The organism is Mycobacterium venezuelense, from assembly GCF_054919535.1.
Window position 1 is genome coordinate 1 of the sequence record NZ_JBONDW010000008.1, and the last position, 23,797, is coordinate 23,797.

The window sequence follows — 23,797 nt, forward strand, 5'->3', positions numbered from 1 at the left end:
CCCCAACAGGTCGGCTTCGGGCAACGATTCCCAGGGCAGGTCGCGCACCCCGGCCAGCGCCGCGCGTAACGCGGCGAGCTTGGCAACGACCCGACCATCCACACTTCGAACACTAGTTCGAACCACCGACAAATCGGCCCCGCTTGTGGCTACTGAGAACAAAGGGACCAAAGTTCTTCCACAACCTGCGCGAGCGCTTCATCAATCCTTATCTGCAGCCATGAATGGACAAATAAGGTAGTTTGCAGACATGACTGTCACTGTGTACTCAGCAGAACAAGTGGCCGACATCCTCGGACTGCACGTACGCACCGTGCGCGCATATGTCCGCGACGGTCGCCTGCCCGCCGTCCGGATGGGCAAGCAGTACCGCATCACCGAGCAGGACTTGCGCGCGTTCACCGGGGCGACTGCCGACAAGCCAGCCGGTAAGCCGCACGCGCACGTCTCGGCGGTCGCGCACGTACATAACGTCGACCGCCTCATGATGGACCGCGTCACCACACATCTCACGGCCGCCGCGGTCGGCGACCGAAGCCGGCAAACTCCGCTCAATGTTCATTCGACTTATGACGAAACCGCCTGCCGCCTCACCATTTTCGTTGACGGTGACCCGGCATCCACGTCTGCGTTGATCGGATTGATCGACGCCTTGATAGATCAGGAAGAGAAGTGAGAGACCTCGTCTACCGATCGTCAGCAGGCCAGAACACCGTCGAGCACAGTTACCGCGAGCATCTTCGGCATTGGCCCACACCGTTGCGACAGCGCACGGTCGCGACGTATGAGGGCGATACGTTCGTCTTGGACTGTGGACCCGCTGACGCGCCACCGGTCGTACTGCTGCACGGCGCGGGAAGCAACAGTGCGATCTGGCAGGCCGATGCCCCGCGTTGGTCACTGACACACAGGCTCTACATGGTCGATGTCATCGGCGAGCCCGGATTGAGTGCCCCGGCTCGACCCGATCTGAACTCCGATGCCTATGCGCTGTGGCTCGATGACGTATTCGACGCACTGCGCATCGATACCGCCGCCATGGTTGGCGTGTCGTTGGGCGGTTGGCTGGCAACCGATTACGCGATCCGCCGGCCCGGCCGCGTGCAACGCCTGGCCCTGCGGGCCCCTGGCGGTATCGGCCGTCAACGCTACGGTGCGATCCTCGCGGCTCTGGCTCTCACACCATTCGGAAGTCGCGGCACCCGAACGGCATTGCGGATTGCCCTCGGACCGGGCACGGTTCCTGACCCCGTCATCGACTACATGCTGTTGATCCAGCGCAACTACCGGCCCCGCCGCGACACGCTGCCCATCTTTTCCGATGAACTCCTACAGGCCATCACGGCACCGCTGTACGTCGCACTGGGCGCGGGTGATCGCCTGCTCGACTCACGGGACACGGCCGCACGCTTGGCACGCTTACAGCCCTCGGCGTCGATCAACCTCATCGCAGGTATGGGTCACGGCGTGTTCGACGACGGGGACGATATACAGGCTTTCCTCAATGAAGACCCAAAGACGTTGAGCGGCCTGCAGGCCTAGCCGCCAGTGCCGCCTGCTCCCCCGCCACCCGGCGCGGGCACCCACGGCAGGCCCGGGATGGTCGGGTAAGGAGCGGCGGGGCTCCAGGGTGGCTGCGTCGAGGTCGGCGCCTGAGTTGTGGGCGGCGGCGGCTCGGTCGTCGTTGGCGGTGGCGGCGGGGTTTCCGTTGTGGGCGACGGTGTTTCGGTCACCGGCGGCGGTGGCTCCGCGGCGGGTGGCGGCGGGACTGTCTGCGTCACCGTTTGCGGCGGCGGAGCCTCGTGTGTCACGACGTGAGTCTGCTGCGGCTCAGGCGCCGGCGCATCGACGGGCACCGCTGGTGGCGGCGCCTCGGGAGGTGCGGTGGTGGTCGTGACCGGTGCGGTCGTCGCCGCCGGAACCGCGACGTCGCCGCTGTCGCGGTTGTTCATCAAAAGCACTGTGGCGACAGCTGCGAGCGCCGCCGCCCCACCGACGCCGGCCAGTACCGCACGGCGGCGATACCAGGGTTGTGCGACGGATTCTTCGTGCTCGGTCAGCTCGCGCTCGCCGAACTGCAACTGCGGTCGCGCCGTGGTGCGCGTGCCCGGCTCAGACTCGAAATCGTAGTCGTCGACTTCCGCGACATCGGGAATGTCCTGGGCGTCCGACCACGCCAACGCTTTCGGGGCAGCGGGCGGCTCGGGCGCCACCAGCGCCGCCGCCGCGGTCGGCGGTGCGGCCGAAGAGGCGGGTGCCAACGCGGTCACCCCTTCCTCGACCGTCCCGCGCACAGCGGTCAACCCGCCTCCGATGGCAGCAGTCAGTTCGGGCTGCGCTCCGGTGATCACCGGGACGCGGAAATGCGCGGACAGCGTCGTGGTGATCGCCGGAATCCGTGCGCCGCCGCCGATGGTCGCCACCGCCACCAGATCACCGGGACGCAGCCCACTGCGTTCGACCGTGTCCTGCAGGACGGACACGAATTCGGCAAGGGGCTCATGGATGGCGTCGTCGAGTTCGTTGCGGTTGAGCCGCACGTCGCTGCGGTGGCCGGGCAGCTCGGCGACGAGTGCCGTGACCGACTCGACCGACAACCGTTCCTTGGCGCGGCGGCACTCGCCGCGCAGTCGGCCCAGTGAGCCGATCGCAGACGTGCTGGCCAAGTCGATCGTGCCCGCCGCGGACAGATCGTTGACGACGTGACTGAGCAGGGCCTGGTCGATGAGGTCGCCGGACAGGTCGGGGTGGCGGACGGTCGGCGCTATGGGGTGATACCCGTTGCCCGCATCGGCGAGGGTGATGTTGGTGCCGCTGCCGCCGAAGTCGCAGACCGCGATCACGCCGCGGGTCGGCACGCCCGGCTCGTCCTGCAATGCGGTCAACGCCGCGGTCGCGTCCGAGACGACCGTCGGAGTGTCGCGGAACTCGGGTACGGCGGCGAGCGCGGCGCGAAGCGCCTCAACCTGGTTGGGCCGCCAGTGCGCCGGATGGGTTATTGCGACGGGTGCGCCCGCCGGACGTCCGGCGGTCACCGTGTCCAGCAGCGCACCGAGGCCATCCGCGACGAGCGTCTCGCCGCGGTGCGACGAGCCGTCGGGTGCCAGAATGCCGACCGGGTCGCCGACCCGGTCGACGAAGTCGGTCAGGATGAGGCCACGTTCGGTGAGGTTGGGGTTCTCGCTGGGCACGCCCACTTCTGAGGCGCGATGTGGATAGAGCGTCAGCACCGGCGACCGCGTCACCGCAGCCCGGCCCACTACTACCGCGGTCAGGTTGGTCGCGCCAACCGACAGCCCGATCCCGTCAGCCATATCGTCCCGTCTCGAGAGAAAACCCTATCCGGTATTCAATCTCGTTTGACGCGGCTGGTGTTACTTAGCGAATGGTGCCGGCACCGGGAATCAGTGGTAGGTCGAGGGTAGTCACCCATCCTGGCGAATGTTCGTTGACCGCGGGGACGGCGTTGAGCGCCCGCAGCCCGGTGGCCAGGCAGCCGGCGGCCGCCGCGTCGCGGCCGGAGCCGTCGGTGAACCGGAACGCGGTCTCCTGCGAGATGCTCGGGGTGCCCTCGATGTCGACGCGGTAGACGTCGTTGTCGTTTCCGGACGGCCAGTCCGGCGCGGCATCCAGGCCGATACGGTTGACGTGCTCGAGTTGGATTCGGGTCTCGCCGCGGTAGACGCCGTTGATGGTGAATCGGACGGCGGCCACGTTGCCAGGGGCGATGATGCCCTTGGCCGTCTTGCGCTCGTCGGGCGTGACCCACTTGTCCCACGTGGTGGTGATCTCGTCGAGCTCGATACCCGCCGCGTGGGCAATCATGGGAACCGTTGCGCCCCAAGCGAAGATGAGAATGTCAGGACTCTCGAGCAGAGGCCGGTGCTCGGGCGGCTTGCCGATGCCCATCTCGAATTCGTAGTCGCCGGTGTAGTTCGTGTAGTCCAGCAATTCCGAGGCGCGAACCCGGCGCACCTCCGAGCACAAACCCATGAGCGTCATCGGGAACAGGTCATTGGCGAAGCCGGGATCGATACCCGTGGTGAAGCATGACGCGCCGCCGACCTCGCACGCCTCGGTGATCGGTTCGATCCAGTTGGGCGGGTTGAGGTGCATCTTCGGCCACACCCATGGCGTCATCGCCGTTGAGCAGACATCGATGCCCGCGCGCAGGAACCGGGTGATGAGTGCGATGTTCGCGTCGGCGTGCGCAGCCGTTGGCCCGTAGTGCACAAGGGCATCGGGCCGCAACGCGATGAGCGCGTCCACATCGTCGGATGCCGCGATGCCGATAGGCGCGCCGAGGCCGCAGATCTCGCCGACGTCGCGGCCCACCTTCTCCGGATTGCTGACGCCGACACCGACGAGCTCGAACAGCGGATGTCTGACGATCTCGGCGATCACCATGCTGCCCACAAAACCGGTGCCCCAGACCACGACTCGTTTCGCCACGGAAATCACCATAAGTGATACCCGTCACACCGGGAATCACGGGGCCGCTTACGGCTTTGTCTTGTCCATGACTTCAGCACTTGAGGGACGGCGCGCACTGGTAACCGGCGGCTCACGCGGAATCGGCGCGGGCATCGTGCGACGGTTGGCCGCCGACGGGGCCGCGGTGGCCTTCACCTACGGGGCATCTGCCGCCGAAGCCGAGAAGCTCGTAGCCGAGTTGACGGCCGACGGCGCGAAAGCAGTGGCGATCCAGGCTGACGCCGCCGAACCGGCCCAGGTCGCGGCGGCGGTCGAGCAGGCGGTTGCGGACCTCGGCGGCTTGGATGTGTTGGTCAACAATGCCGGAACGGCATATATGGCACCCATCGACGAGTTCCCGCAGGAGGAGTACGACCGAGTCGTGGCCGTCAACATCGGCGGCGTCTACTCGGCGATCCGCAGCGCGGTCGGCCATCTCGGCGAGGGATCACGAATCATCAACATCGGCAGCATCAATGCCGATCGCGTACCGACGGGCGGAACCGCCGTCTATGCGATGACCAAAGGCGCCGTATCGTCGCTGACGCGTGCGCTGGCCCGCGAACTGGGACCGCGCGGCATCACCGTCAACAACGTGCAACCGGGTCCGATCGCGACGGATCTGAACCCTGACGAAGGCGAGTTCGCCGACGTGGTACGGCAAACCACAGCTTTGGGCCGTTACGGGCGCACCGGCGACATCGCCGCAGTGGTCAGCTTCCTGGCCGGACCGGAATCGGATTACGTCACCGGGGCGAACTGGAACGTCGACGGCGGCTTCACCGCCTGACGGTCACAGGTCGACAGGATCCAGCGGCTGCGGCTCTGCGGTGTCCTTCAGGTGGGCTTTGAATTGCATTGCCCGGTAAGGCCATCCGGAGTCCGTGCGCCACTGCGACACCACGAGTCCGACACCACCGGGGATGTCCAAGCGTGAGCCGGGAAGCACGTAGCCACCGTAGAGTTGGGCGACCCGGCTCTGCGCATGGTCTTCGTCTTCCCAAGCCGATCCGAAGATCGGCATCTGGACGGGTGTGGTGTGCATGTCGGCCACCGGCGAGTCGACCACGCGGTATCCCAGCGCGTACTTGGAGGCGAGAAATCCACCGAGGACCCACTTCCCGGGTGCGACCCGGCGAAAGCTCAGTTCACCCCAGCGCTCGGTGGCCGGAGTGATCGGCGTGGCACGTCGGCCCCATTCCCAACCCGTGCCGGTATGGCCCCAGCTCCAGTAGGACTCGGGCTGACCGATGCGGCCCGGACGCACGCGCATCAAAATGATGCCCTTGTTGCGCTGAAAACCGGTGGCAGTCACGTACACCCAGCCATCACCGGGTTCGTAGTCCCAGGACCAGCACTGTGCGTGGCCGCCGTGCAGATCCGCCGGAAATTTCGAGCCGAAGCGCTCCCATGAAACACCGCAGTCATCCGAACGCCAGATCTCGGTCCAGATGACGTTGCCGAATCCGCGGTTGACAATCGCGTGCAGGTACAACGAATCGCCCACGCGCAACAGGTCACTCGGGATGACAGTGCTGATGGCATTGCGCCGCCAGCCGGAGATGTGGTGCACGTAATGCCACAGTTGACGCGCGTACCGCGGGTCCGGTCCGCCCGCGTGTTCGTAGACGATCTCGTGATTCGCGTCGCCCGTGCCGATCAGCACCACCGGCGAACGCCAGTCACCTTGCCCAACCCGGCGGCCGGAGAAGGTGTCACCAAAAACCGAAACCAACTTTCCGTTCGGCGCGAGGACCGAAGCACCGAGGTCGGTGCAGGTCACCCCGAACCGGTCGGTCAGGCCGGGGCCGGTGAGATCACATACCTTGCCGTCGCGCAGCGGGATTCGGCGGCCGGCTACGTGCACAACCGCAAGCCCCACGGCTCACAGTCGAGCGGATAAGCCTCGACCGGCAGCGGCAGCGGCTTCTGGTAGGCGAGCGTGAACGGCACGGTGTGAATCGACGGGGCCAGGCCGCACACCGCGTTGTGCGCCACCGATCGAGTGCCGGTCAGCGTCACGTCGTTGAACCGATAGGTCTCGGTGATCGGCGCCCAGCTACCGTCCGGGCACTGCATGCCTTCGATCTTCGACGTGATGAACTGCCACTGACCGTCGGCCAGCCGGGCGTCACCACCGCTCGTGCCGCGCGACGCCTCGACGTGCAGCCGGCACGCCACGGCCAACTCCAGCGGCTCGCGCAGATCCCCGACCACGGGCACGCAGGACGGGTAGATCGACCACGTCTGAGGCTCCAAACCCTCCTGCGTGTAGGTGTAGACACCGTTCATGACGGGCTCGGCTTGAACCGGGCCGGCAAATCCCAGGCCCGCGCCGAATCCGATCGTGAACACCAGGGCGGTCGCAACAGCCATGCGCTTGAAGGTCACAATGGGTGAGTATCGCAGTCTTCATCAGCGTCGTCACCGGTTTGTCCGTCAGGCGTTTCCCGGTCCCGGTGACGACCCGTAGCGGGTGAGCGAACAGGCAGATCACCCGCGGTGATCCTGGAGAGATCGTGACCTCACGACCAGCGGTTAAAGCCTTACTCGCAGTCTTGGTGTGCCTCCTTGCGGCGTGCTCGACCGGCGAGCGCGTGGATCTCGGCGACGAGTCCTCGGGCAACCTGATCGCCGCAATCGCCGGTGAACCAGACCAACTCGACCCCCACCGGACCAGCGCATATTTCTCGTTCGAAGTGCTTGAGAACGTGTTCGACACACTCGTCGAACCCGACGAGAACCTGCACATGCGCCCGGCACTCGCGCGGTCGTGGGAGGTCAGCGGCGATCAGCGGGTGTGGACGTTCCATCTGCGCGACGGTGTCACGTGGCACGACGGCAGTCCGCTGACCGCCGACGACGTCGTCTACTCGTACAACCGCATCATCGACGAACAGTTGACCAACGTCGACAAGTTCAGTGCCGTCACCGACGTGAGCGCCCCCGATCCGGCCACGGTCCGCATCACCGTCGAGCACCCCACGCCCAACCTGTTGACCAATCTCGGAGGGTTCAAGGGCATGGCGATCGTGCAACGCAGCAACGTCGAGAGCGGGCAGATCGCCACCCATCCGATCGGCACAGGACCGTTCTCGTTCGAAGGACGCAAGAGCGGCGACTCCATCACGCTCAAGGCCAATCCGGATTACTGGGGCGGCGCACCCGGCGTCTCGGGGGTGACGTTCCGCTTCATCTCGGAGCCCTCGACCGCGCTGTCGGCGCTGCAGGCCGGTGAGATCGACTGGACCGACTCGGTGCCGCCGCAGCGCGTGGCACAGTTACGTGACGACGACTCATTGACGCTCGCGGTGACCCCGAGCAACGACTACTGGTATCTGGCCCTCAACGAGGCGCGCCAACCGTGGGACGACGTGCGGGTGCGCCAGGCGATCGCATACGCGATCGACCGCGACGCGATCGCCGCGGCCACGAGTTACCGCACCGCGTCGACCAATCAGCTCGCGATCCCCGAAGGCAACCCGTGGTACACGCGCTATGACCGGTACCGCTACGACCTCGATGAGGCGAAACGGCTCCTCACCGAGGCAGGCGCCGCTCCGCAGAACCTCGACATGCTCGTCACCAGCGAGTATCCCGAGACGGTGACCGCGGCCCAGATCATCGCCGACAACCTTGCGCCCCTTGGTATCACGGTGAACATCCGCACCGTCGACTTCGCGACGTGGCTCGACGAGCAGAACACCGGCAACTTCGACATGCTCATGATGGGCTGGCTCGGCAGCATCGATCCCGACGACTTCTACTACGCGCAGCATCATTCCGACGGCACCAGCAACGCGCAGAAGTTCTCCGATCCGGAGGTGGACCGGCTGCTCGACGCCGGGCGTGTCGAAACCGACATCGCCAAGCGAAAAGACGTCTACGCCAATGCCGCGACCCGTATCGCCGACCAGGTGAGCTATATCTATCTGTACAACCCCTCGGTCATCCAGGCGTGGGCCAACAACCTGTCCGGTTACGATGCGCGTCGCGACGGGGCGATCCGTTTCCGCGGTGCGGAACTGAATGCGGGTGGTAGGGAATGAAGCTCGGCATCGCACGATTTCTCGCGCGGCGGCTGCTGCATTCGGCTGTGGTGCTCATCGGAGTACTCATCGTCGTATTCGCCCTCGTCCATCTGGTGCCCGGCGACCCGGTGCGTATCGCGCTCGGCACCCGCTACACGCCCGAGGCGTACGAGGCATTGCGTGCGGCCAGCGGCATGGACCGGCCGATCGTCGAACAGTTCTTCGGCTATCTCGGTTCAGCACTGACCGGTGACCTCGGCGTGAGCTTCCGCAACGGCGATCCCGTAACCGTGACCCTGCTGGAGCGGCTGCCCGCCACCCTGTCGCTCGGTCTTGTCGGCATCGTCATCGCGCTCGTGGTAGCGCTGCCCGCCGGTATCTGGTCGGCATTGCGGGAGGGCAGGGCCAGCGACGCGATCGTCCGGGTCGCGAGCCAATTCGGTGTGTCGATCCCCGATTTCTGGCTGGGCATCCTGCTGATCGGTTTGTTCGCCTCGACGCTGGGCTGGTTGCCGACCTCGGGATACCGGCCGCTGCTCGACGATCCTGGCGGCTGGCTGCGCCACATCATCCTGCCGGGGCTCACGGTGGGTCTGGTCGCGGCCGCGATCATGACACGGTATGTGCGGTCGGCGGTGCTGGAGGTCGCAGCGATGGGCTACGTCCGCACCGCGCGGTCGAAAGGTCTGCCACCTCCCGTGGTCACGTTCCGTCACATCGTCCGCAATGCGCTGCTGCCGGTGCTGACGATCACGGGCATCCAGCTCGCGACGATCCTGGGCGGTGTCATCGTGGTCGAGGTGGTGTTCGCGTGGCCGGGCCTGGGCCGGCTCGTGTTCAATTCCGTTGCCGCGCGCGATTACCCGGTGATCCAGGGCGCGGTCCTGCTGATCGCCGCGTTGTTTCTGCTCATCAACCTCATCGTGGATGTGCTCTACGCGGTCGTCGACCCGAGGATCCGGCTGTCATGACCACACCGACCGAAGGCCGCGTGGCGTCGTGGCGGCTCCTGCTGTCCAACCCGGTGACCACTGTCAGCGCCGTCGTGCTGCTCGCGGTCGTCATAGTGGCGTTGACCGCACAGTGGATCATCCCGTTCGGCGTCAACGACATCGATGTGCCGAACGCGTTGCAGGCGCCGAACGGATCGCACTGGTTCGGCACCGACGAGCTTGGGCGCGACGTCTTTTCGCGGGTACTGGTGGCCGTCCAGGCGTCGCTTCGGGTCGCGGTCGTCAGCGTGGCGCTCGCCGCGGTGATCGGTGTGACGACCGGCGTGGTCGCCGGGTACCGAGGCGGTTGGCTCGACACGATCGTGATGCGGGTCGTCGACGTGATGTTCGCCTTCCCCGTACTGTTGCTGGCGCTCGCGATCGTCGCGATCCTCGGTCCCGGCATCACCACCACGATGTTGGCCATCGGCATCGTCTACACCCCGATCTTCGCGCGGGTGGCCCGCGCCAGCACACTGGGCGTGCGGGTGGAACCGTTCGTCGCGGTATCGCGCACCATGGGTACCGGCAGCGGCTACATCCTGACGCGACACGTCCTGCCGAACATCGCCGGGCCGTTGATCGTGCAGCTGTCGTTGTCGCTCGCGTTCGCGATCCTGGCCGAGGCCTCACTGTCGTTCCTGGGCCTCGGAATTCAGCCGCCGCAGCCGTCGTTGGGCCGGATGATCTTCGACGCGCAGGGTTTCGTGACACTGGCCTGGTGGATGGCGGTGTTCCCGGGGGCAGCCATTTTTGTCACCGTGCTGGCGTTCAACCTGTTCGGTGACGGGCTGCGCGACGTGTTGGATCCCAAGCAGCGCACGCTGATGGAAGCCAGGAGGGGCCGGCAATGACCACACCTGTGCTGAATGTTCAGGATTTGCGGGTGTCGATCGGCCGACGGGAGATCGTGCGCGGCGTGTCGTTCGATGTGCACCGTGAGCAGACGGTCGGCATCGTCGGCGAATCCGGATCCGGCAAGTCGATGACGGTGCTGGCTGCCACCGGTCTGCTCGATGCGCCGGGCGCGGTGGTGGCAGGCACGAGCACGCTTGCCGACGGATCGCAGCTCGTGGGTGCGTCGGCCCGGCTGCTGCGCGCGGTACACGGTGGACGCATCGGGTTCGTGTTCCAGGATCCCGGCACCTCACTGAACCCGCTGCTGTCGCTCGCCCGGCAAATCACCGAAACGCTTGAGGCGCATCGCAACATGAGCCGGCGCCAGGCTCGAATCCGGGCCGGTGAGCTGCTCGATGCGGTGGGGCTGCCGCAGGACCGGCTGGACTCCTATCCGCATCAACTGTCCGGTGGTCAACGGCAGCGGGTGATGATCGCAATCGCCCTGGCCTGCGATCCCGAGCTGCTGATCGCCGATGAGCCGACCACCGCGCTCGACGTCACGACGCAGGCCCAGATCATCGATCTGGTCGCCGATCTTCAACGCGATTTCGGGACGGCGGTGGTCTGGATCAGTCATGACCTCGGTGTCATCGGCCAGGTCGCCGACGACGTGACCGTGTTGCGCGACGGCGAAGCCGTCGAGCAGGCGCCGATCCTCGACGTATTCGACCGGCCCGAGCACGAATACACGCGCGGGCTGCTTGCCGCCCGACCCCGTGTCGACGGCGTCGGGCCCGCCCCGGCACCCGGCGACGCGCCGACCTTGTTGGATGTGCGGGGCCTCACCGTGCACTACTCGGGCGTTCCCGCAGTGCGCGACGTGTCGTTTCAGATCCGGCGCGGGACCACCCTTGGCGTCGTCGGTGAATCGGGCTCGGGCAAGTCGACCGTGGCGGCGGCCCTCACCGGGCTCACCGAACCGTCGGCGGGCATCGCCACCCTCGACGGGGCGGACGTGTTCGCCGGTGGACGGGATCTGCGCAGGCGGATCAGCCTGGTGTTCCAGGATCCGTTCGCGTCGCTGAATCCGCGCGCCAGGGTGGGCGCTGCCATCGGTGAGCCGCTGCAGGTCCATCGGCTGGCCAAGGGCCGGCGGGCACGTACGGAACGGGTCGCACAGCTTCTCGAGCTTGTCGACCTGCCAACAGATTTCGCGTCACGCTATCCGCACGAGCTGTCGGGCGGCCAACGGCAGCGGGTCAGCATCGCGCGGGCGCTCGCCACCGAACCCGATCTGCTGATCCTCGACGAATCGACGGCTTCCCTTGATGTTTCGGTGCAGTCGAGGGTGCTCGACCTGCTGTCCGATCTGCAGCGCGAACTCGGGTTGGCGTACCTGTTCATCGCCCACGACCTTGCGGTGGTGCACCGCATGAGCCATGACGTGCTGGTGATGCGGGACGGTGAAGCGGTGGAGTACCGGCCCGCGGCCGAGTTGTTCGCCGCGCCCGAGCACGAGTACACGCGCACACTGCTGGCGGCGGTTCCGCCCACGCGGCCGCATGAGAAGGTCTAGCGCATGACTCTTGATGGGAAAGTCGCGTTGGTGACGGGCGCCTCGTCGGGCCTCGGTGCGGCGGTTGCTCAGTTGTTTGCCGCGCGGGGCGCATCGGTGTTCGGTGTTGCCCGCGACGCGGAGCGGATGGCAACGGTGTTCGACGACGTGCCCGGCGGCAAGTACGCGTCGGTGGACATCTCGTCGTCGGAGGCCTGCCGGCAGGCGGTCGCGCGTTGCGTCGAGGAATTCGGCCGGCTCGATACGCTGATCAACGTCGCGGGCTTTCACCAGATGCGGCATACGCTCTCGGTCACCGATGACGACTGGGACAAGGACCTGGCCGTCAATCTCAACGGACCGTTCTACCTGTGCCGCGCGGCGCTGCCGCATCTGCTCGACGCAGGCGGCAGCATCGTCAACGTCGCGTCGATCGCCGGCGTCGAGGGCGAGGTCTATTCCGCGGGCTACTGCGCGGCCAAGCACGGTCTCGTTGGCCTCACGCGGGCGCTGGCGATCGAGTTCACCTCGAACCGGCTGCGGGTCAACGCGGTTTGTCCGGGCGGCATGCTGACGCCGCAGACCACCGAGTTCGCCGCGCCGGAGAACGCCGACTGGAATCTGATCATGCGCATCGCGGCACCGCGCGGAATGATGGACGTCGCCGACGTCGCGAAGACCATCGCGTTTCTGGCCAGTGACGACGCGGCGGCCGTGCACGGCGCGGTCTACATCGTCGACGCCGGTAAGACGGCGGGGTAATCTTCGCCGACCCGTTCCCACCGCCGCCCGATGCGCGCACCATGGAGGTGTCCGACGAGCAGGCGAAGGGAGCAGGCGATGAAGGCGCACGTCGGCGATTTCCTTGTGGTCAAAGGCACGACAACCGACCAGCACGAGCAGCATGCCGAGATCATCGGGGTTCGGGCCGAGGACGGCTCTCCCCCATATGTGGTGCGCTGGCTCGTGACCGGGCACGAGGCGACGGTCTATCCCGGCACCGACGCAGTGGTCGTGTCGGCCGACGAACACAATCGGGCCGCGCAGCGCGCGGCGGAGCGGTCGAGCCGGCCGGGCACGGTGAGCTGACTGCGGATCAACTGCTGGTTGTCGCCAGCGATGTCCGCATGAGCATCACGCTGTAATCCGACCACCGCGACAGCGTGAAGTACAGGTCGCTGCCCTTCGACCACGGGTGGATATAGGGCGCATAGATGCCGCCGGGGATCGCGGTCGAACTGACGATGGTCTTCGCCTGACTCCACGGACCTTCCGGCTTGTCCGCCGTCCGCATCACCACTGCGGAAGCGGCGTTGGTGTAGAGCATGACGAACTTCTTGAGGTAGTCGTTGTAGGACACCGACATCTCGCTGCCCGGGGCCCACACCACTTGTACGGCCAGGAACGGAAAGCCTCTCAGCCAGCCGAACGGGGTGAAGTACTCGTAGGCCGACTTGTCGGCGACCGCGTTCTCGGCCACGCGTGACAGGAAGGGCATGCCGCCCCGTCCTGCCCCGGTGCCGTAGGCGTAGACGTAGCCGCCGTACCGCAGATAGGCGCCCATCTGGAAGTTCTGGTCACCCCAGACGAACGGCACACCGGGAACGGTGTTGAACCAGCTCGGCCGGATGCTCGTGACGGGCACCGTCCAGGTTTCGCCGTTGTTGGCCGAAACGGCCACGGCGGAGAAGTTCGTCGACCACTGCCCTGGCGCGCCCCACTGGCTCACCGACATGAAATTGACGTATTGGGTTGTGCCGACGGATATCCCGGCAGTGGGTATGACGGTCACCTCGGTGGCTGCCAGCCCGAGGCTCTGGATCACCTGTTTGGAGAAGTTGGGCCGGGCCGCGTCGACGGGCGATCCGGCGTAGATGTTGCCGGGCACCGGGTCGGGCACGGTCACCCCGTCGGCGAGGTTGCGATCGGCACTGCGGAACAGGGTGTTCTTGCGCCATTCCTGGTCTGCCACACCGCAGTTGCCGAAGGTGTCGCCGAATGCGATGAGCACCTGGTTGTTGGCACCGGATTGTCCGTTGTCCCACATGATCCCGAGGTCGGCGCCGGAGATGCCGAAGCGGGAATAGCTGTCGGTGTTGGGTCCGGTCACCCAGTCGACCGTGGTGGCCGCCGACGCCGTTGGTGCGGCCGCGGCCCGAGCGGCGGTGTTCGGCGCGACGGCAGTGTCCTTGGCCGCCTCCGATGTGCTTGCGGTACTCGCCGGTTTACGGCCGATCGGCAGGTGCAGGATCGGCAGTCGCGGGGTCGTCGGTGTCGCACTGCGCGCCGATGCACCCGCGGGCGGGACCGAACATGGATCGGCTGCCGCGGGCGGCGCGGTGACCAACGAATGCACGAGCGCCACTGCCACAGTGGATGCGAGGGTTACCGATGCCAGTCGACGGAAGGCCGGCATGACACACCTTTCGGGCTGACGCGTGCGGACATCTGCGCTGAACCCCGGAGCGCGAACAACTGTGACAATAGTTGCTACAGAGGCGCATGTGGTTTGCCGGTGATGATCCGGTATCCATCCGTGATCGCTTCGAGACCGGTCGCTCGCCGTACCCGGAAACGGGCGGCCACGCGGTGCGCGGGCCGCCCGTCGGCGAGGTCTTCCTCAGTGCTCCAGTGTGGCGGCAGGTGGCTGCGCAGCGCTGGATGGTTCCGGGACCGGCGCAGGACCGAACACGTCGGGCTTGTCCGGCCAGAACCCGTGGATGATCGGGCACCCGATCACAGCGACGAGGCCCGATGCGATCAGACCCCCGTCGATGCCGCCGATCATCGGCGCCAGTGGCCCGGTGTAGGCGTCATTGACCGAGAACAGCATGCCGGTGACCGCGGCGACCGACCACACGATCAACGTGCGTGGATTCAGACCGCCCTTGTACCAGTAGATTCCGCCCCGCAGGCGCCGATTGAACACCTGCAGGTCGTCGACGTTGTAGTAGCCGCGCCGCTGCACGTGGCCGTAGACCACGATCACCACCCATGGGATCGAGAAGCACACCAGCAGCTGCAGATAGATCGCCATCCCGCTCTCGATCCGGTCGTAGAAGTGCCCGACGTAGACCAGTGCTGTTGCCAGTACGCACGCCAGCAGCGTCGCCTGAATCCGGCTGAACCGCGGGAAGATCGCGCTGGTGTCGAGTCCCGTGCCGTACGTGTTGATGACCGCCTGTGTGGTGCCCGAGGCCAGGCCGAGGTAGAGCAGAGCCGGGATGTACCACAGCGGCACGATGTCGACGACTCCGAAGACGAACGGGGTGTCCGCATCGGCGGCACCGGCGTTGAATGCGGCCGCCGACGCGAATGCGCCCCACAGGAAACACACCCCCATACCGAAGATGCCGCCGAGAAACAGGGTGAGGACGATGCGGCGGTCGGAGTACTTCCTGGGCGAGATGTGGCGCGTCCAGTCACCCGAGTAGGCCGCGTAAGACGAGACCGTGGCCGCACACAGCAGTGCCGACACCAGCCAGCTGTTGAGTTGTGAGCCGAACGCATAGTCACCGGTGCCCGCATACGACGCGTCGAAATCCTTGCTGTACACGAATAATCCGACGATCATGCACAGGCCCGCGGTCGGCAGGATGAATCGCAATGCGGCCATCATGCTGTGATGCCCGTACACGGAGATGACGGTGACGGTGATACTGAGGACGCCGTAGGCGACCAGCCGCACCGCCTCGTTGTCCGGCATGGCGAAGAACCGGATCAGGGCTGAGGCGAGCGCGTCACCGCCGGTCCAGATCGAGATCGCGGCGAACGCCAGGCTGGCGGTCCCTTCGAGGACAGATCCGATCAATCGCCCTGCGACACCGAAGTAGGCGCCGCTGGACACTGGGTTGTTGGTTCCCGAGTGCGGCCCGAGTAGCCCTGACAGGCCCAGGAAGATGGCACCCACCGCTGATCCGGCCATGATCGAGGTGGCCGCCGACCACCAACCGAGGCCGAAGGCGATCGGATACCAGCCGATGATGAACACCCCGAATGTCATGCTGCCGCCGAGCAGCAGCACATACAGGTTGCCCGGCCTGGATCGGCGTTCGTCTTCGGGGATGTAATCGATGCCGTGTCGCTCCACCCGCGGGAGGCGTCCGCGGTATGCAGTCTCTGAGTCCTTATCTATCTCCATGCCGACCATGCGGTTGTCACTTTCGGACGAGCCATTCGAATGGCTTCAGGTGTTCTGGGTTCTCGGTGTAGATCAACTCCGGATGCCACTGCACTCCGAAGCAGGTCTCACCTTCGATTGCCTCGACGATTCCGTCGGGGCTCCACGCGGTCGCCGTGAGCGATCCGGTGTCGGAAATAGCTTGGTGATGCTGGGAATTCACCTCAGTGAGATTGGGAAACAGCTCTCCAGCGAGTGATCCCTCCTTGATCTCGACGGTATGGCGGATCGAGGCGTAGCCGCCGTCGACGGTGTCCACCATGTGTTTTCGCACGCCGTAAGCAGGCAGGTCCTGATGCAATCGCCCGCCGTGCGCCACGGCCAGCAACTGCGCGCCGCGGCACACGCCGAAAGCCTTGATACCTCGCCGCATCGCCCGCTCGAGGAGCGCGAGTTCGACCAGGTCGCGCTGTTCGTCGACTCCCATAAGGGTGGCCCTGGTCGTTTCGCCGTAGCGGCGGGGATGGATGTCCCCGCCACTCAGCAACAGCAGCGCGTCGATACGTTCGGCCAGACGCAGTGCCCGTGCGGGGTCGAGCGTCGCCGGGATCAGAACCGGCGAGCCCTCCGCGCGGACGACCGCGTCGATGTAGTTCCGATGGCTCGCGAGATTGCCATCGGTGCCGAGCCCACACACAACGCCGACGACCGTCATAGTTCGAGCAGGTACCTTCTACGTTCGTTGTCGGAGACCAGCAGGTGATCGGCCTTCCATTCCTTGAGCTTCATCTCCGTGTACTCGCTGACGAATGCCGGTGAGAATGTTTTGTGTACCAATGGATCCGATTGGAACGCTTCGATGGCTTCCAGCAGTGTGCGCGGCAGCGCCGGTGCATCGGAGTTGTGTGAGGCCTGCTCCAACGGCTTGCCCGGGTCGAGACCCTCGCGAATACCTTCGAGGCCCGCGGCGATCATCAGTGCCGAGGCGAAGTAGTAGTTCGCCGCACTGTCGGCGGCCCGGTACTCGATGCACGCCCGGTTCTGCGGTAACCGCACCGTGCACGAGCGATTGTTGGAACCGTAGCTGACTCGCGTTGGCGCCCAAGATATCTGACCGTCGGCCAGCCGGGGAGTGAGCCTGCGGTAGGAATTCGTGGTGGGGTTGCCCAGTGCGGTGAACGCCGGCGCGTGTTTGAGCACACCCGCGATGAACTGGTAGGTGGTCTCGGTCCACTCGCCTGCGGTGTCACCCCGCCGGAACGCGTTTCGTCCGGTCTCCAGATTCACCAAGCTCATGTTGAGGTGCGCGCCGGAGCCCCACATGCTCGCGTACGGCTTGGGCATGAAGGTCGCGAGCAGTCCGCACTCTTTGGCGATCTGTTTCACCGCGAAGCGAAACAGCGTCATCCGATCGGCCATTTCGAGCACTGGGGCGTGTCCGATGCTCAGTTCGTACTGACCGTCACCGCCCTCGTGCCCGAAGGCATACACACCGAAGTCGAGTTCACTGAGGTATCCGACGAGTGTGTCGAGGAATTCCGACGCGTCCAGCGTCGCCTCGACATCATAGGCCGGTGAGGGCTTGAGCGATCCGCTGCGAGCCACGGGGATGAGCCGGTCGTGTCCGCCGTCAAGCGATTCGGGCCGGAACACGTAGAACTCGGGCTCGACGCCCAGGTGCACCGAGTAGCCTTGCGCGGCGGCCGCTTCGACCTGTGTTCGAAGCGCATTGCGTGGGCACAACGCGAACGGCTCCCGCCCGCCGTAGCTCATGTCGGCGATCATCCACGCGTAACGACGGTCCCAGGGCAGGATTTTGAGAGTCGAGAGATCGGGCACGCCGACGACCTCGTCCTCGGTCGGGTTCATGTTGCCGATACCGCCGAAACCGCGAGGTGTGTAGCGCTCGGCGCCCGCGACCAGATCGGCGAAGTGCGTCATCGGGACGATCTTGGATTTGGACCGGCCCAGGACGTCGATCCAGTTCGCCATCGCGTACTTGACACCTTGGGCGCCAAGTTCTTTCGCAACCTGTGTGTGCTCGGGATCGAGGCTGTACAACGTGTCGTTGCGTTCGAATATGGTGTCGGTCATGCGTTTCTCTCCTTCTTGGGGTGGTTGAGTGCTTCGGCGGCCTGCGTGAACGGTTCGAGCGGGGCACGAGCCACACCACCGCCGATCTGGCCGCCGCCGGCACCGGCGATACCGATGTCGAGGTACGGCGTGATACCTGTCTCGGCAATGCGCCGGACATCGAATCCGACCGGGGTGCCGCGGTAATCCAGCGCGGGGATACGCAGGTCAGGATGCTCGCCGGCGCAGATGTCGTACATCTGCACGGTGCGGCCGATCATGATGGCGGCGTTGCCGCCACTGGAGCGCTGCAACGGCAGTGCCGCCGCCTGCGCAACTCCCCCGAGTCCGACGACCTCGGTGATGACACTTTCGCCACCCATGAATTCGATGTCGTCTTCGGTGAAGCCGGGGTACAACCGGACCGCTTCGAACGTCGGCAGCGGACCGCAGAACCAGCGGTCGCCGGTCCCGGCGACCTGAATGCCGAACTCCTTGCAGGAGAAGGCCATCGACGTGACCAAAGTGCTGCCGGCGACACCGCGCATGGTGTCGGCCATCACCTTGGCCGCAGCCATTGCCAGCCGCAGGAAGAAGTAGTCCCCGCCGGCGAGATAGTCCGCCAGCACGCGCGCGTCCGCGCAAGCCCCATCGGCGATGGCGGGCAACAGCGTACGGGTGAACAACGCCGTCGCGGCGGTGTTGCGGCTGTGCAGTTCGTCGCCCATGGTCAGGGCCCTGCCGATGATGGGTTTGAGTGGAACACCGCCCTGTTGGCGCACCGCACGATCGAGCGCGGGGCCGATCCGATCGCGCAGATAGTCGAGGTTCGCGCGGGTGGCGTCGGTGTAGGTGCCGTAGTTGAGCCGGTCGGCGGTGTCGCCTTCGTAGAGCGTGCAGTAAGCGCGTCGACCGGTGCGTACATCCTCGACAACCAGGACGGGCATGGATGCCGTCGTCAGGCCGGCCAGGGAGCCCACCACACCGAGCGTTTGGCAGCCTGCGACGGTGAGGTCACCCCGTTCGTAAACCTCTACCGCCCCGTCCCGATCGGTGGCGAAGCCCTCGTAGATCGCCGCGCCGAGCAGGCCGTCGCGCTGGCCACCCGAGTAGGCACTAAAGGGCAACGTAGGACCCGAGGTCAGCACCAGACCTTTCCGCATCCCCGGGACCACATCGGCGGCCTGCGCGACGCCCACCAGGTGCGGTTCACACCCGAACAATTTCTCCAGCGCCGCGACGTTCGCGTTCGCCACGGCCGGCTGGACCAGAGTGCTCATGGATACCTCCATTCGACGTGTGCAAAAACCTTTTGGCATAAGATGGGCAGCATGGACGCCATGGACCGTTTTTGCCTGGCAGATCGCCGACATGAATCGAGATCGGACTTGACAAAACGTTTTGGCTTGTGCTGGTATGGAACCGTAGCGCAGTGACTTGCGATGGGTCAAGACCCAGATGTGACGGCAGGCACACCACCCCGCGACCGGGAGACGGAGCGATCAATGGCAAACATCAAGGACGTGGCGCGCTACGCCAACGTGTCCCCGACGACGGTGTCGCACGTGCTCAACGGTCGTGGCCGGGTGGCGCAGGAAACTCGGGATCGAGTCCTGGAGGTGGCCGAGCGGCTCGGCTACACGGCCAGCGCCCATGCCCAGCAACTCGTGACCCGGCGCAGCAGGATCATCGCCATCCAGATGCCCGACCTCGACGTGAGCGGCCGGGGCACCGCACTAGTTCCCAAGTCCGAATCCGAGTACTTCCTCGAGCTGATCAACGGCGCCGCCGCGGCTGCCACCGACGCCAGGTACGCACTGATCGTGGTGTCGTCGGGCGTCGACGCTTCCTCGATGCGCAGCTTCGGCGTCGACGGCATGATCATCGTCGACCCGAAGGGTTCCGAGCAGTTCCTCCAGGGTTCGTTCGCCGACCAGTACCCCGTCGTCACCACCGGTGAACCGGTCGTGGCGGCGGCGCGACCCTGTTTCGTGGTCGACAACGACCACGAGGCGGCCGCCAGAGAGATGCTCGACCACTTTGTCGCGCAAGGCTGTTCGCAGCCGGCGATCATCGTCGACACCACCTCGCGGTCCTACATCCGCGATATTCAGCATGCCTACGGCGAATGGTGCAACCTCCACGACGTGCGGCCCGCCATCGTCGCGGTGGCCGAGGCCTCGCCCACCGAGATGGGCAAGGCGCTGTCGTCATTGCGCAGCGGGCACTCCCCCGCCGACGCGATCTACACAAGCTCGGACGAATGTGCGATCGCGCTACTTGATGCCGCCCGCGAAGCCGGCATCTCGGTGCCCGGCGATCTGGCGCTCGCCAGTGCCGTGGACAGCTCGATCCTGCGAGTCACCAATCCACCGGTGACCGGAGTCTTCCTGCATCCCAGAGATATCGGGGCGCGGGCAGTGGAGAGCCTGACCGACCTCATCGCACGAAAGGACCCGGACTGCCAACTGCCACCGTTGGACAGCACTCGAACCCTGATCCCGACGCGACTGGTGGTGCGCGCGTCAACAGCCATGGAAGCGAATCGATGAAAGTTCTGGTGATCAGCGCGAGCCCGCGCGAAGACGGCAATTCCCATCTCCTTGCCGAGTCCGCGTGTGAAGGTGCGAAGCTGGCCGGCCACGAGGTGGACCATGTGTTCCTCGACGACTACGTCCACCGCATGCTCGACAATTGCCGACGCTGCCGGACGCCGAGCGGCCTGTGCTCGCTGGACGACCGCTACGAAACACTGCTGCTGGACAAGATGTTGCCGGCCGACGGGATCATCTACGCGATGCCGCTGTATTTCTACGGCATGCCGGCGCGGCTCAAGTCGGTGTTCGACCGGCTGTTCTGCTACACCGCCAACAGCGCACCGCAACAGGAGCAGGTAGTCGGCGGGATCACGGACAAGACCGTGGGCGTGCTGATCTCGTGCGAGGAGAGCTACGTCGGCGCCACGGCGGGCGTTATCGCGCAATTCCAGGAACTCACCCGCTATCTCGACCAGAGCCTGGCCGGGGTCGTGGTCGGCAACGCCAACAGCCGAGGTGAGATCGCCTGCGATCCAAGTGATCCGCTGTCGCGCGCACGCGACCTCGGAGCCCGGCTGTTCGACATCCGGGTGACCGACTACCGACTGACCACGGTTCGGTCCAACAAAGTGTGGGAAGCCCAGGAGTGATTCAGCAGTTGACTTATCCCGCGGGCACCACGAGAGCCGGACGGTAGGTCCGCTGCAAAGTCGCTGCCGCGACACTGCCGAGCAGCATCTTGCGCACGGCGGATTGTCCGCGGGAGCCGACGACCAACACCGCGGCCCGGTGTTCGTCGGCGAACGCGACCAGCGCATCGGCGGTGGCCCCCGCCCCCGATCCGCGGAACCGCCGAACGTGATGGGCGGCCTCCACGTCGCTGGTGTCCCCGTCCTCGACGGCCACCGTCAGGATCTCTCGGTTGCCGAACAGCCGTTCGGCGGCCTCCACGGCCCGGTCCGCGCCGGCGGAGCCGTCGACGCCGACGACGATCGGCCCGTCGACCACGGCTTCGTGTTCGGCCGACACCATGTGCTTCGACACCACGAGAACCGGCCGCGTCGCGTGGTGCACGACGAGATCGGACACACTGCCCATCTTGTGTTCGGTCGCGCCGATGCCGCGGGCCCCGACGATCACGACGTCGGGCTGCAGCTCCTCGGCCACCTGCGCCAGACCGAGGCCTTCGCCCGCCCAGGTGCGCTTCACGAGCGGCTCGGGCGTCCAGCCGACGGCGCGGGCCAGCGTCACGCCGGTCTCGACCAGTCGCGCGGCCTCGCCGTCACTTTCACGGTCGACGAGGTCGATCAATTCGTCGACGTTGCGCGCCGAGTGACGTAACCGCGCCCGTAAACCCTTGCTGCCGAACGGGGGTGTGCACAGGTACAGAATCACTGCCTGTGCGCCGGGGAACAGCTGGCTGCCCGTGTTGATCGCCGCGTTCGCGGAAGGAGACCCGTCATATCCGACCACAACCTTCATGTGCGTCCTCTTCTCGTCCGTTCGTCGTTCTAGATTAGTTTGCCGCAAGCCGAAAATAAGCAGGTAGCGCGCTACGCTCGTCGCGGGTTCGACACACCGCCAAGCTCATGCGTATGGACGCAACGTTCGCCGGAACGCCTTACCTCGGGCAGGCGATCGCCGCCGAGGCCGGCACGACGCTGCGCTCGAGGACCTTCCGGCACTGGGTGTGGGGCGCCGCAGGCGTGAGCGTCGCGGGCGGCGGGATCGTCGCCGCATTTCTGGCGTTCGCCGCACCCATCGTGCTAAGCCAGGACGCGACGGAGCGGCTGTTGGTGCGCGGCGGAACAGTGCTCGTGATCTTCCTCGCGGTGGCCGTCCCGATCATGGTGTGGGTCCGCCGTCGCCGCTTCGCGGCCAGCACGGCATGGCTTGGCGAAGGTCGCCTGCCGACCCCGGACGAGCAGGACATGACGCTGAGCGCGCCGGGGGAAGCGGTCCGGCTGTCCGGCACCGTATGGGCGCTGAGCGCCGTTGTCTTCGCCTCCCTCGCCGTGACGGAGCAGCTGTCCACGTCGCTGTACATCTTCAGCGTGATCGCGCTCGGCGGGGTGTCGACGAGCGCGGTCTGGTACCTCATCGTCGAGCGTGTCATGCGGCCGGTGTCCGCGCGGGCACTCGCGGGCGCCACACCCGAACGCCATGTCGGACCGACGATCGAGCGCCGGCTGATGATGGCGTGGACATTGGCGACGGGCGTGCCGCTGTTCGGTGTCGCGATGCTCGCGCTGGGCTATCTGGTCGACGTCGGCTTCCGTGCCCAACGCACGTTCGCCGCGATTCTGGTCCTCGTCGCAGTCGCGATCGTGGTGGGTTTGTTCACGATTCTGATCGCCGTGCGCTCGGTCACCGACCGAGTGGGCGCCCTGAGGGCCGCGCTGGCGCGGGTGCAGGACGGCGATTTCGCGGCCCGGGTCGCCGTCGACGACGCCAGCGAGATCGGGCGTCTGCAAGCCGGATTCAATACGATGGCCGAAGGCCTCGCCGAGCGCGAACGCATCCGCCACGCATTCGGTACTTATGTGGATCGCGCTGTCGCCGAGCACATCCTGGACGCGGGCGGCTCACTGCGGGGCCAGGAGATGAATGTCACGCTGATGTTCGTCGACGTGCGCGGCTTCACCACGTTCGCCGAGCGACTCCATCCCACCGAAGTGGTGGCGACCCTCAACCGCCTGTTCGAGACAATCGTGCCGCTCGTGCACCGGCACGGCGGCCACGTGGACAAGTATGCGGGCGACGGACTGATGGCGGTGTTCGGCGCGCCACGCCGCCAGGCCGCCCACGCCGATCAAGCGCTCGCGGCCGCGCTGGAGATGGCCACGGCGGTGCGCGACGAGTTCGGCGACACGCTGTCGGTGGGTGTCGGACTGAACTCGGGCCCGGTGGTCGCCGGGAATGTGGGCGGCGCTGGGCGTTTCGAGTTCTCGGTGATCGGCGACGCGGTCAACGTCGCCGCCCGCGTCGAGCAGGCCACCCGCAAGACCGGCGATGCCGTGCTGCTCACCGCAGGAACACTCGGGATGCTCGCAGACGCTCAGGTCTGCTTCATCCAGCGTCCCGGATTGAAGCTGAGGGGCAGATCCGCACCCGTGGCGATCTATGCCCCGGTCGCGGTCAAGGCCCACCCGCGCAAGCTTGCCGGGCTCGCGTAG

General features: G+C 66.1%; 22 protein-coding genes. 12 read left to right on the plus strand and 10 right to left on the minus strand.

Annotated features, from left to right (window positions below):
* The first annotated feature begins 250 nt into the window (after window positions 1–250).
* Window positions 251–676 carry a helix-turn-helix domain-containing protein gene (locus ACRCUN_RS14650; RefSeq protein ID WP_462142371.1) on the plus strand — a complete coding sequence of 142 codons (426 nt, stop codon included), beginning with the start codon at window positions 251–253 and terminating at the stop codon, window positions 674–676.
* A complete protein-coding gene (locus tag ACRCUN_RS14655; RefSeq protein ID WP_462142372.1) occupies window positions 673–1,542 on the plus strand; it encodes an alpha/beta fold hydrolase in 870 nt (289 codons plus the stop codon). The genes ACRCUN_RS14650 and ACRCUN_RS14655 overlap by 4 nt, the downstream gene beginning before the upstream one ends.
* Here the strand turns inward: ACRCUN_RS14655 and ACRCUN_RS14660 are convergent.
* Window positions 1,539–3,314, minus strand: a complete 1,776-nt coding sequence (locus ACRCUN_RS14660; RefSeq protein WP_462142373.1) for an Hsp70 family protein — start codon at window positions 3,312–3,314, stop codon at window positions 1,539–1,541. The genes ACRCUN_RS14655 and ACRCUN_RS14660 overlap by 4 nt on opposite strands.
* 64 nt (window positions 3,315–3,378) lie before the next feature.
* Complete coding sequence (locus ACRCUN_RS14665; RefSeq protein WP_462142374.1) at window positions 3,379–4,464, minus strand: NAD(P)H-dependent amine dehydrogenase family protein; 1,086 nt, start codon at window positions 4,462–4,464, stop codon at window positions 3,379–3,381.
* A 55-nt stretch (window positions 4,465–4,519) separates the two neighbouring features.
* Here ACRCUN_RS14665 and ACRCUN_RS14670 point away from each other — a divergent pair, with 55 nt between their 5' ends.
* Entirely contained in the window at window positions 4,520–5,263 is a 744-nt protein-coding gene (locus ACRCUN_RS14670; protein WP_462142375.1) for an SDR family oxidoreductase, read from the plus strand.
* Window positions 5,264–5,266: 3 nt separating this feature from the next.
* On the opposite strand, the gene ACRCUN_RS14675 is transcribed toward ACRCUN_RS14670, so the two are convergent.
* Together ACRCUN_RS14675 and ACRCUN_RS14680 are read right to left on the minus strand one after the other, a co-directional pair.
* Window positions 5,267–6,355 carry a glycoside hydrolase family 183 protein gene (locus ACRCUN_RS14675; protein WP_462142376.1) on the minus strand — a complete coding sequence of 363 codons (1,089 nt, stop codon included), beginning with the start codon at window positions 6,353–6,355 and terminating at the stop codon, window positions 5,267–5,269.
* Window positions 6,331–6,849 carry a hypothetical protein gene (locus ACRCUN_RS14680; protein WP_462142377.1) on the minus strand — a complete coding sequence of 173 codons (519 nt, stop codon included), beginning with the start codon at window positions 6,847–6,849 and terminating at the stop codon, window positions 6,331–6,333. The genes ACRCUN_RS14675 and ACRCUN_RS14680 overlap by 25 nt, the downstream gene beginning before the upstream one ends.
* A gap of 143 nt (window positions 6,850–6,992) precedes the next feature.
* On the opposite strand from ACRCUN_RS14680, the gene ACRCUN_RS14685 reads away from it, so the two are divergent.
* From ACRCUN_RS14685 to ACRCUN_RS14710, 6 genes are all read left to right on the plus strand, one after another.
* Window positions 6,993–8,522, plus strand: coding sequence for an ABC transporter substrate-binding protein (locus ACRCUN_RS14685; RefSeq protein ID WP_462142378.1), 1,530 nt, complete (start codon window positions 6,993–6,995; stop codon window positions 8,520–8,522).
* Complete coding sequence (locus ACRCUN_RS14690) at window positions 8,519–9,475, plus strand: ABC transporter permease (protein WP_462142379.1); 957 nt, start codon at window positions 8,519–8,521, stop codon at window positions 9,473–9,475. The genes ACRCUN_RS14685 and ACRCUN_RS14690 overlap by 4 nt, the downstream gene beginning before the upstream one ends.
* Window positions 9,472–10,350 (plus strand): ABC transporter permease, encoded by an 879-nt coding sequence (locus ACRCUN_RS14695; RefSeq protein WP_462142380.1) that lies wholly within the window; start codon window positions 9,472–9,474, stop codon window positions 10,348–10,350. The genes ACRCUN_RS14690 and ACRCUN_RS14695 overlap by 4 nt, the downstream gene beginning before the upstream one ends.
* Window positions 10,347–11,912: an ABC transporter ATP-binding protein gene (locus ACRCUN_RS14700; RefSeq protein WP_462142381.1), complete on the plus strand. Its 1,566-nt coding sequence runs from the start codon at window positions 10,347–10,349 to the stop codon at window positions 11,910–11,912. Before ACRCUN_RS14695 ends, ACRCUN_RS14700 begins: the two co-directional genes overlap by 4 nt.
* A 3-nt stretch (window positions 11,913–11,915) precedes the next feature.
* Window positions 11,916–12,653, plus strand: a complete 738-nt coding sequence (locus ACRCUN_RS14705; protein WP_462142382.1) for an SDR family NAD(P)-dependent oxidoreductase — start codon at window positions 11,916–11,918, stop codon at window positions 12,651–12,653.
* A gap of 78 nt (window positions 12,654–12,731) precedes the next feature.
* A complete protein-coding gene (locus ACRCUN_RS14710) occupies window positions 12,732–12,980 on the plus strand; it encodes a DUF1918 domain-containing protein (protein ID WP_462142383.1) in 249 nt (82 codons plus the stop codon).
* A gap of 7 nt (window positions 12,981–12,987) precedes the next feature.
* On the opposite strand, the gene ACRCUN_RS14715 is transcribed toward ACRCUN_RS14710, so the two are convergent.
* The 5 genes from ACRCUN_RS14715 to ACRCUN_RS14735 all read right to left on the minus strand — a co-directional run bounded on the left by ACRCUN_RS14715 (window position 12,988) and on the right by ACRCUN_RS14735 (window position 19,364).
* Window positions 12,988–14,307 (minus strand): glycoside hydrolase family 183 protein, encoded by a 1,320-nt coding sequence (locus ACRCUN_RS14715; RefSeq protein WP_462142384.1) that lies wholly within the window; start codon window positions 14,305–14,307, stop codon window positions 12,988–12,990.
* Window positions 14,308–14,511: 204 nt separating this feature from the next.
* On the minus strand, window positions 14,512–15,981 hold the full coding sequence (locus ACRCUN_RS14720) for a purine-cytosine permease family protein (RefSeq protein WP_462142385.1): 1,470 nt from the start codon (window positions 15,979–15,981) through the stop codon (window positions 14,512–14,514).
* Window positions 15,982–16,048: 67 nt separating this feature from the next.
* A complete protein-coding gene (locus tag ACRCUN_RS14725) occupies window positions 16,049–16,726 on the minus strand; it encodes a gamma-glutamyl-gamma-aminobutyrate hydrolase family protein (protein ID WP_462142386.1) in 678 nt (225 codons plus the stop codon).
* The gene (locus ACRCUN_RS14730; RefSeq protein WP_462142387.1) at window positions 16,723–18,105 is read right to left on the minus strand and encodes a glutamine synthetase family protein; all 1,383 of its coding nucleotides are present in this window, start codon (window positions 18,103–18,105) and stop codon (window positions 16,723–16,725) included. The genes ACRCUN_RS14725 and ACRCUN_RS14730 overlap by 4 nt, the downstream gene beginning before the upstream one ends.
* Entirely contained in the window at window positions 18,102–19,364 is a 1,263-nt protein-coding gene (locus tag ACRCUN_RS14735) for a YlbE family protein (protein ID WP_462142388.1), read from the minus strand. Before ACRCUN_RS14735 ends, ACRCUN_RS14730 begins: the two co-directional genes overlap by 4 nt.
* Window positions 19,365–19,589: 225 nt before the next feature.
* Here ACRCUN_RS14735 and ACRCUN_RS14740 point away from each other — a divergent pair, with 225 nt between their 5' ends.
* On the plus strand, window positions 19,590–20,636 hold the full coding sequence (locus ACRCUN_RS14740) for a LacI family DNA-binding transcriptional regulator (protein WP_462142389.1): 1,047 nt from the start codon (window positions 19,590–19,592) through the stop codon (window positions 20,634–20,636).
* Window positions 20,633–21,271 (plus strand): flavodoxin family protein, encoded by a 639-nt coding sequence (locus ACRCUN_RS14745; protein WP_462142390.1) that lies wholly within the window; start codon window positions 20,633–20,635, stop codon window positions 21,269–21,271. The genes ACRCUN_RS14740 and ACRCUN_RS14745 overlap by 4 nt, the downstream gene beginning before the upstream one ends.
* A 13-nt stretch (window positions 21,272–21,284) precedes the next feature.
* On the opposite strand, the gene ACRCUN_RS14750 is transcribed toward ACRCUN_RS14745, so the two are convergent.
* The gene (locus ACRCUN_RS14750) at window positions 21,285–22,103 is read right to left on the minus strand and encodes a universal stress protein (protein WP_462142391.1); all 819 of its coding nucleotides are present in this window, start codon (window positions 22,101–22,103) and stop codon (window positions 21,285–21,287) included.
* Window positions 22,104–22,216: 113 nt separating this feature from the next.
* Here ACRCUN_RS14750 and ACRCUN_RS14755 point away from each other — a divergent pair, with 113 nt between their 5' ends.
* Window positions 22,217–23,797 carry an adenylate/guanylate cyclase domain-containing protein gene (locus ACRCUN_RS14755; RefSeq protein WP_462142392.1) on the plus strand — a complete coding sequence of 527 codons (1,581 nt, stop codon included), beginning with the start codon at window positions 22,217–22,219 and terminating at the stop codon, window positions 23,795–23,797.

Bases quoted from the DNA above. Each gene is read 5' to 3' on its own strand.
- ACRCUN_RS14650 (WP_462142371.1), top strand. From the start codon at position 251: ATGACTGTCACTGTGTACTCAGCAGAACAAGTGGCCGACATCCTCGGA.
- ACRCUN_RS14660 (WP_462142373.1), bottom strand. From the start codon at position 3,314: ATGGCTGACGGGATCGGGCTGTCGGTTGGCGCGACCAACCTGACCGCG.
- ACRCUN_RS14665 (WP_462142374.1), bottom strand. From the start codon at position 4,464: ATGGTGATTTCCGTGGCGAAACGAGTCGTGGTCTGGGGCACCGGTTTT.
- ACRCUN_RS14670 (WP_462142375.1), top strand. From the start codon at position 4,520: ATGACTTCAGCACTTGAGGGACGGCGCGCACTGGTAACCGGCGGCTCA.
- ACRCUN_RS14680 (WP_462142377.1), bottom strand. From the start codon at position 6,849: ATGGCTGTTGCGACCGCCCTGGTGTTCACGATCGGATTCGGCGCGGGC.
- ACRCUN_RS14690 (WP_462142379.1), top strand. From the start codon at position 8,519: ATGAAGCTCGGCATCGCACGATTTCTCGCGCGGCGGCTGCTGCATTCG.
- ACRCUN_RS14695 (WP_462142380.1), top strand. From the start codon at position 9,472: ATGACCACACCGACCGAAGGCCGCGTGGCGTCGTGGCGGCTCCTGCTG.
- ACRCUN_RS14700 (WP_462142381.1), top strand. From the start codon at position 10,347: ATGACCACACCTGTGCTGAATGTTCAGGATTTGCGGGTGTCGATCGGC.
- ACRCUN_RS14705 (WP_462142382.1), top strand. From the start codon at position 11,916: ATGACTCTTGATGGGAAAGTCGCGTTGGTGACGGGCGCCTCGTCGGGC.
- ACRCUN_RS14710 (WP_462142383.1), top strand. From the start codon at position 12,732: ATGAAGGCGCACGTCGGCGATTTCCTTGTGGTCAAAGGCACGACAACC.
- ACRCUN_RS14715 (WP_462142384.1), bottom strand. From the start codon at position 14,307: ATGCCGGCCTTCCGTCGACTGGCATCGGTAACCCTCGCATCCACTGTG.
- ACRCUN_RS14725 (WP_462142386.1), bottom strand. From the start codon at position 16,726: ATGACGGTCGTCGGCGTTGTGTGTGGGCTCGGCACCGATGGCAATCTC.
- ACRCUN_RS14730 (WP_462142387.1), bottom strand. From the start codon at position 18,105: ATGACCGACACCATATTCGAACGCAACGACACGTTGTACAGCCTCGAT.
- ACRCUN_RS14735 (WP_462142388.1), bottom strand. From the start codon at position 19,364: ATGAGCACTCTGGTCCAGCCGGCCGTGGCGAACGCGAACGTCGCGGCG.
- ACRCUN_RS14740 (WP_462142389.1), top strand. From the start codon at position 19,590: ATGGCAAACATCAAGGACGTGGCGCGCTACGCCAACGTGTCCCCGACG.
- ACRCUN_RS14745 (WP_462142390.1), top strand. From the start codon at position 20,633: ATGAAAGTTCTGGTGATCAGCGCGAGCCCGCGCGAAGACGGCAATTCC.
- ACRCUN_RS14750 (WP_462142391.1), bottom strand. From the start codon at position 22,103: ATGAAGGTTGTGGTCGGATATGACGGGTCTCCTTCCGCGAACGCGGCG.
- ACRCUN_RS14755 (WP_462142392.1), top strand. From the start codon at position 22,217: ATGGACGCAACGTTCGCCGGAACGCCTTACCTCGGGCAGGCGATCGCC.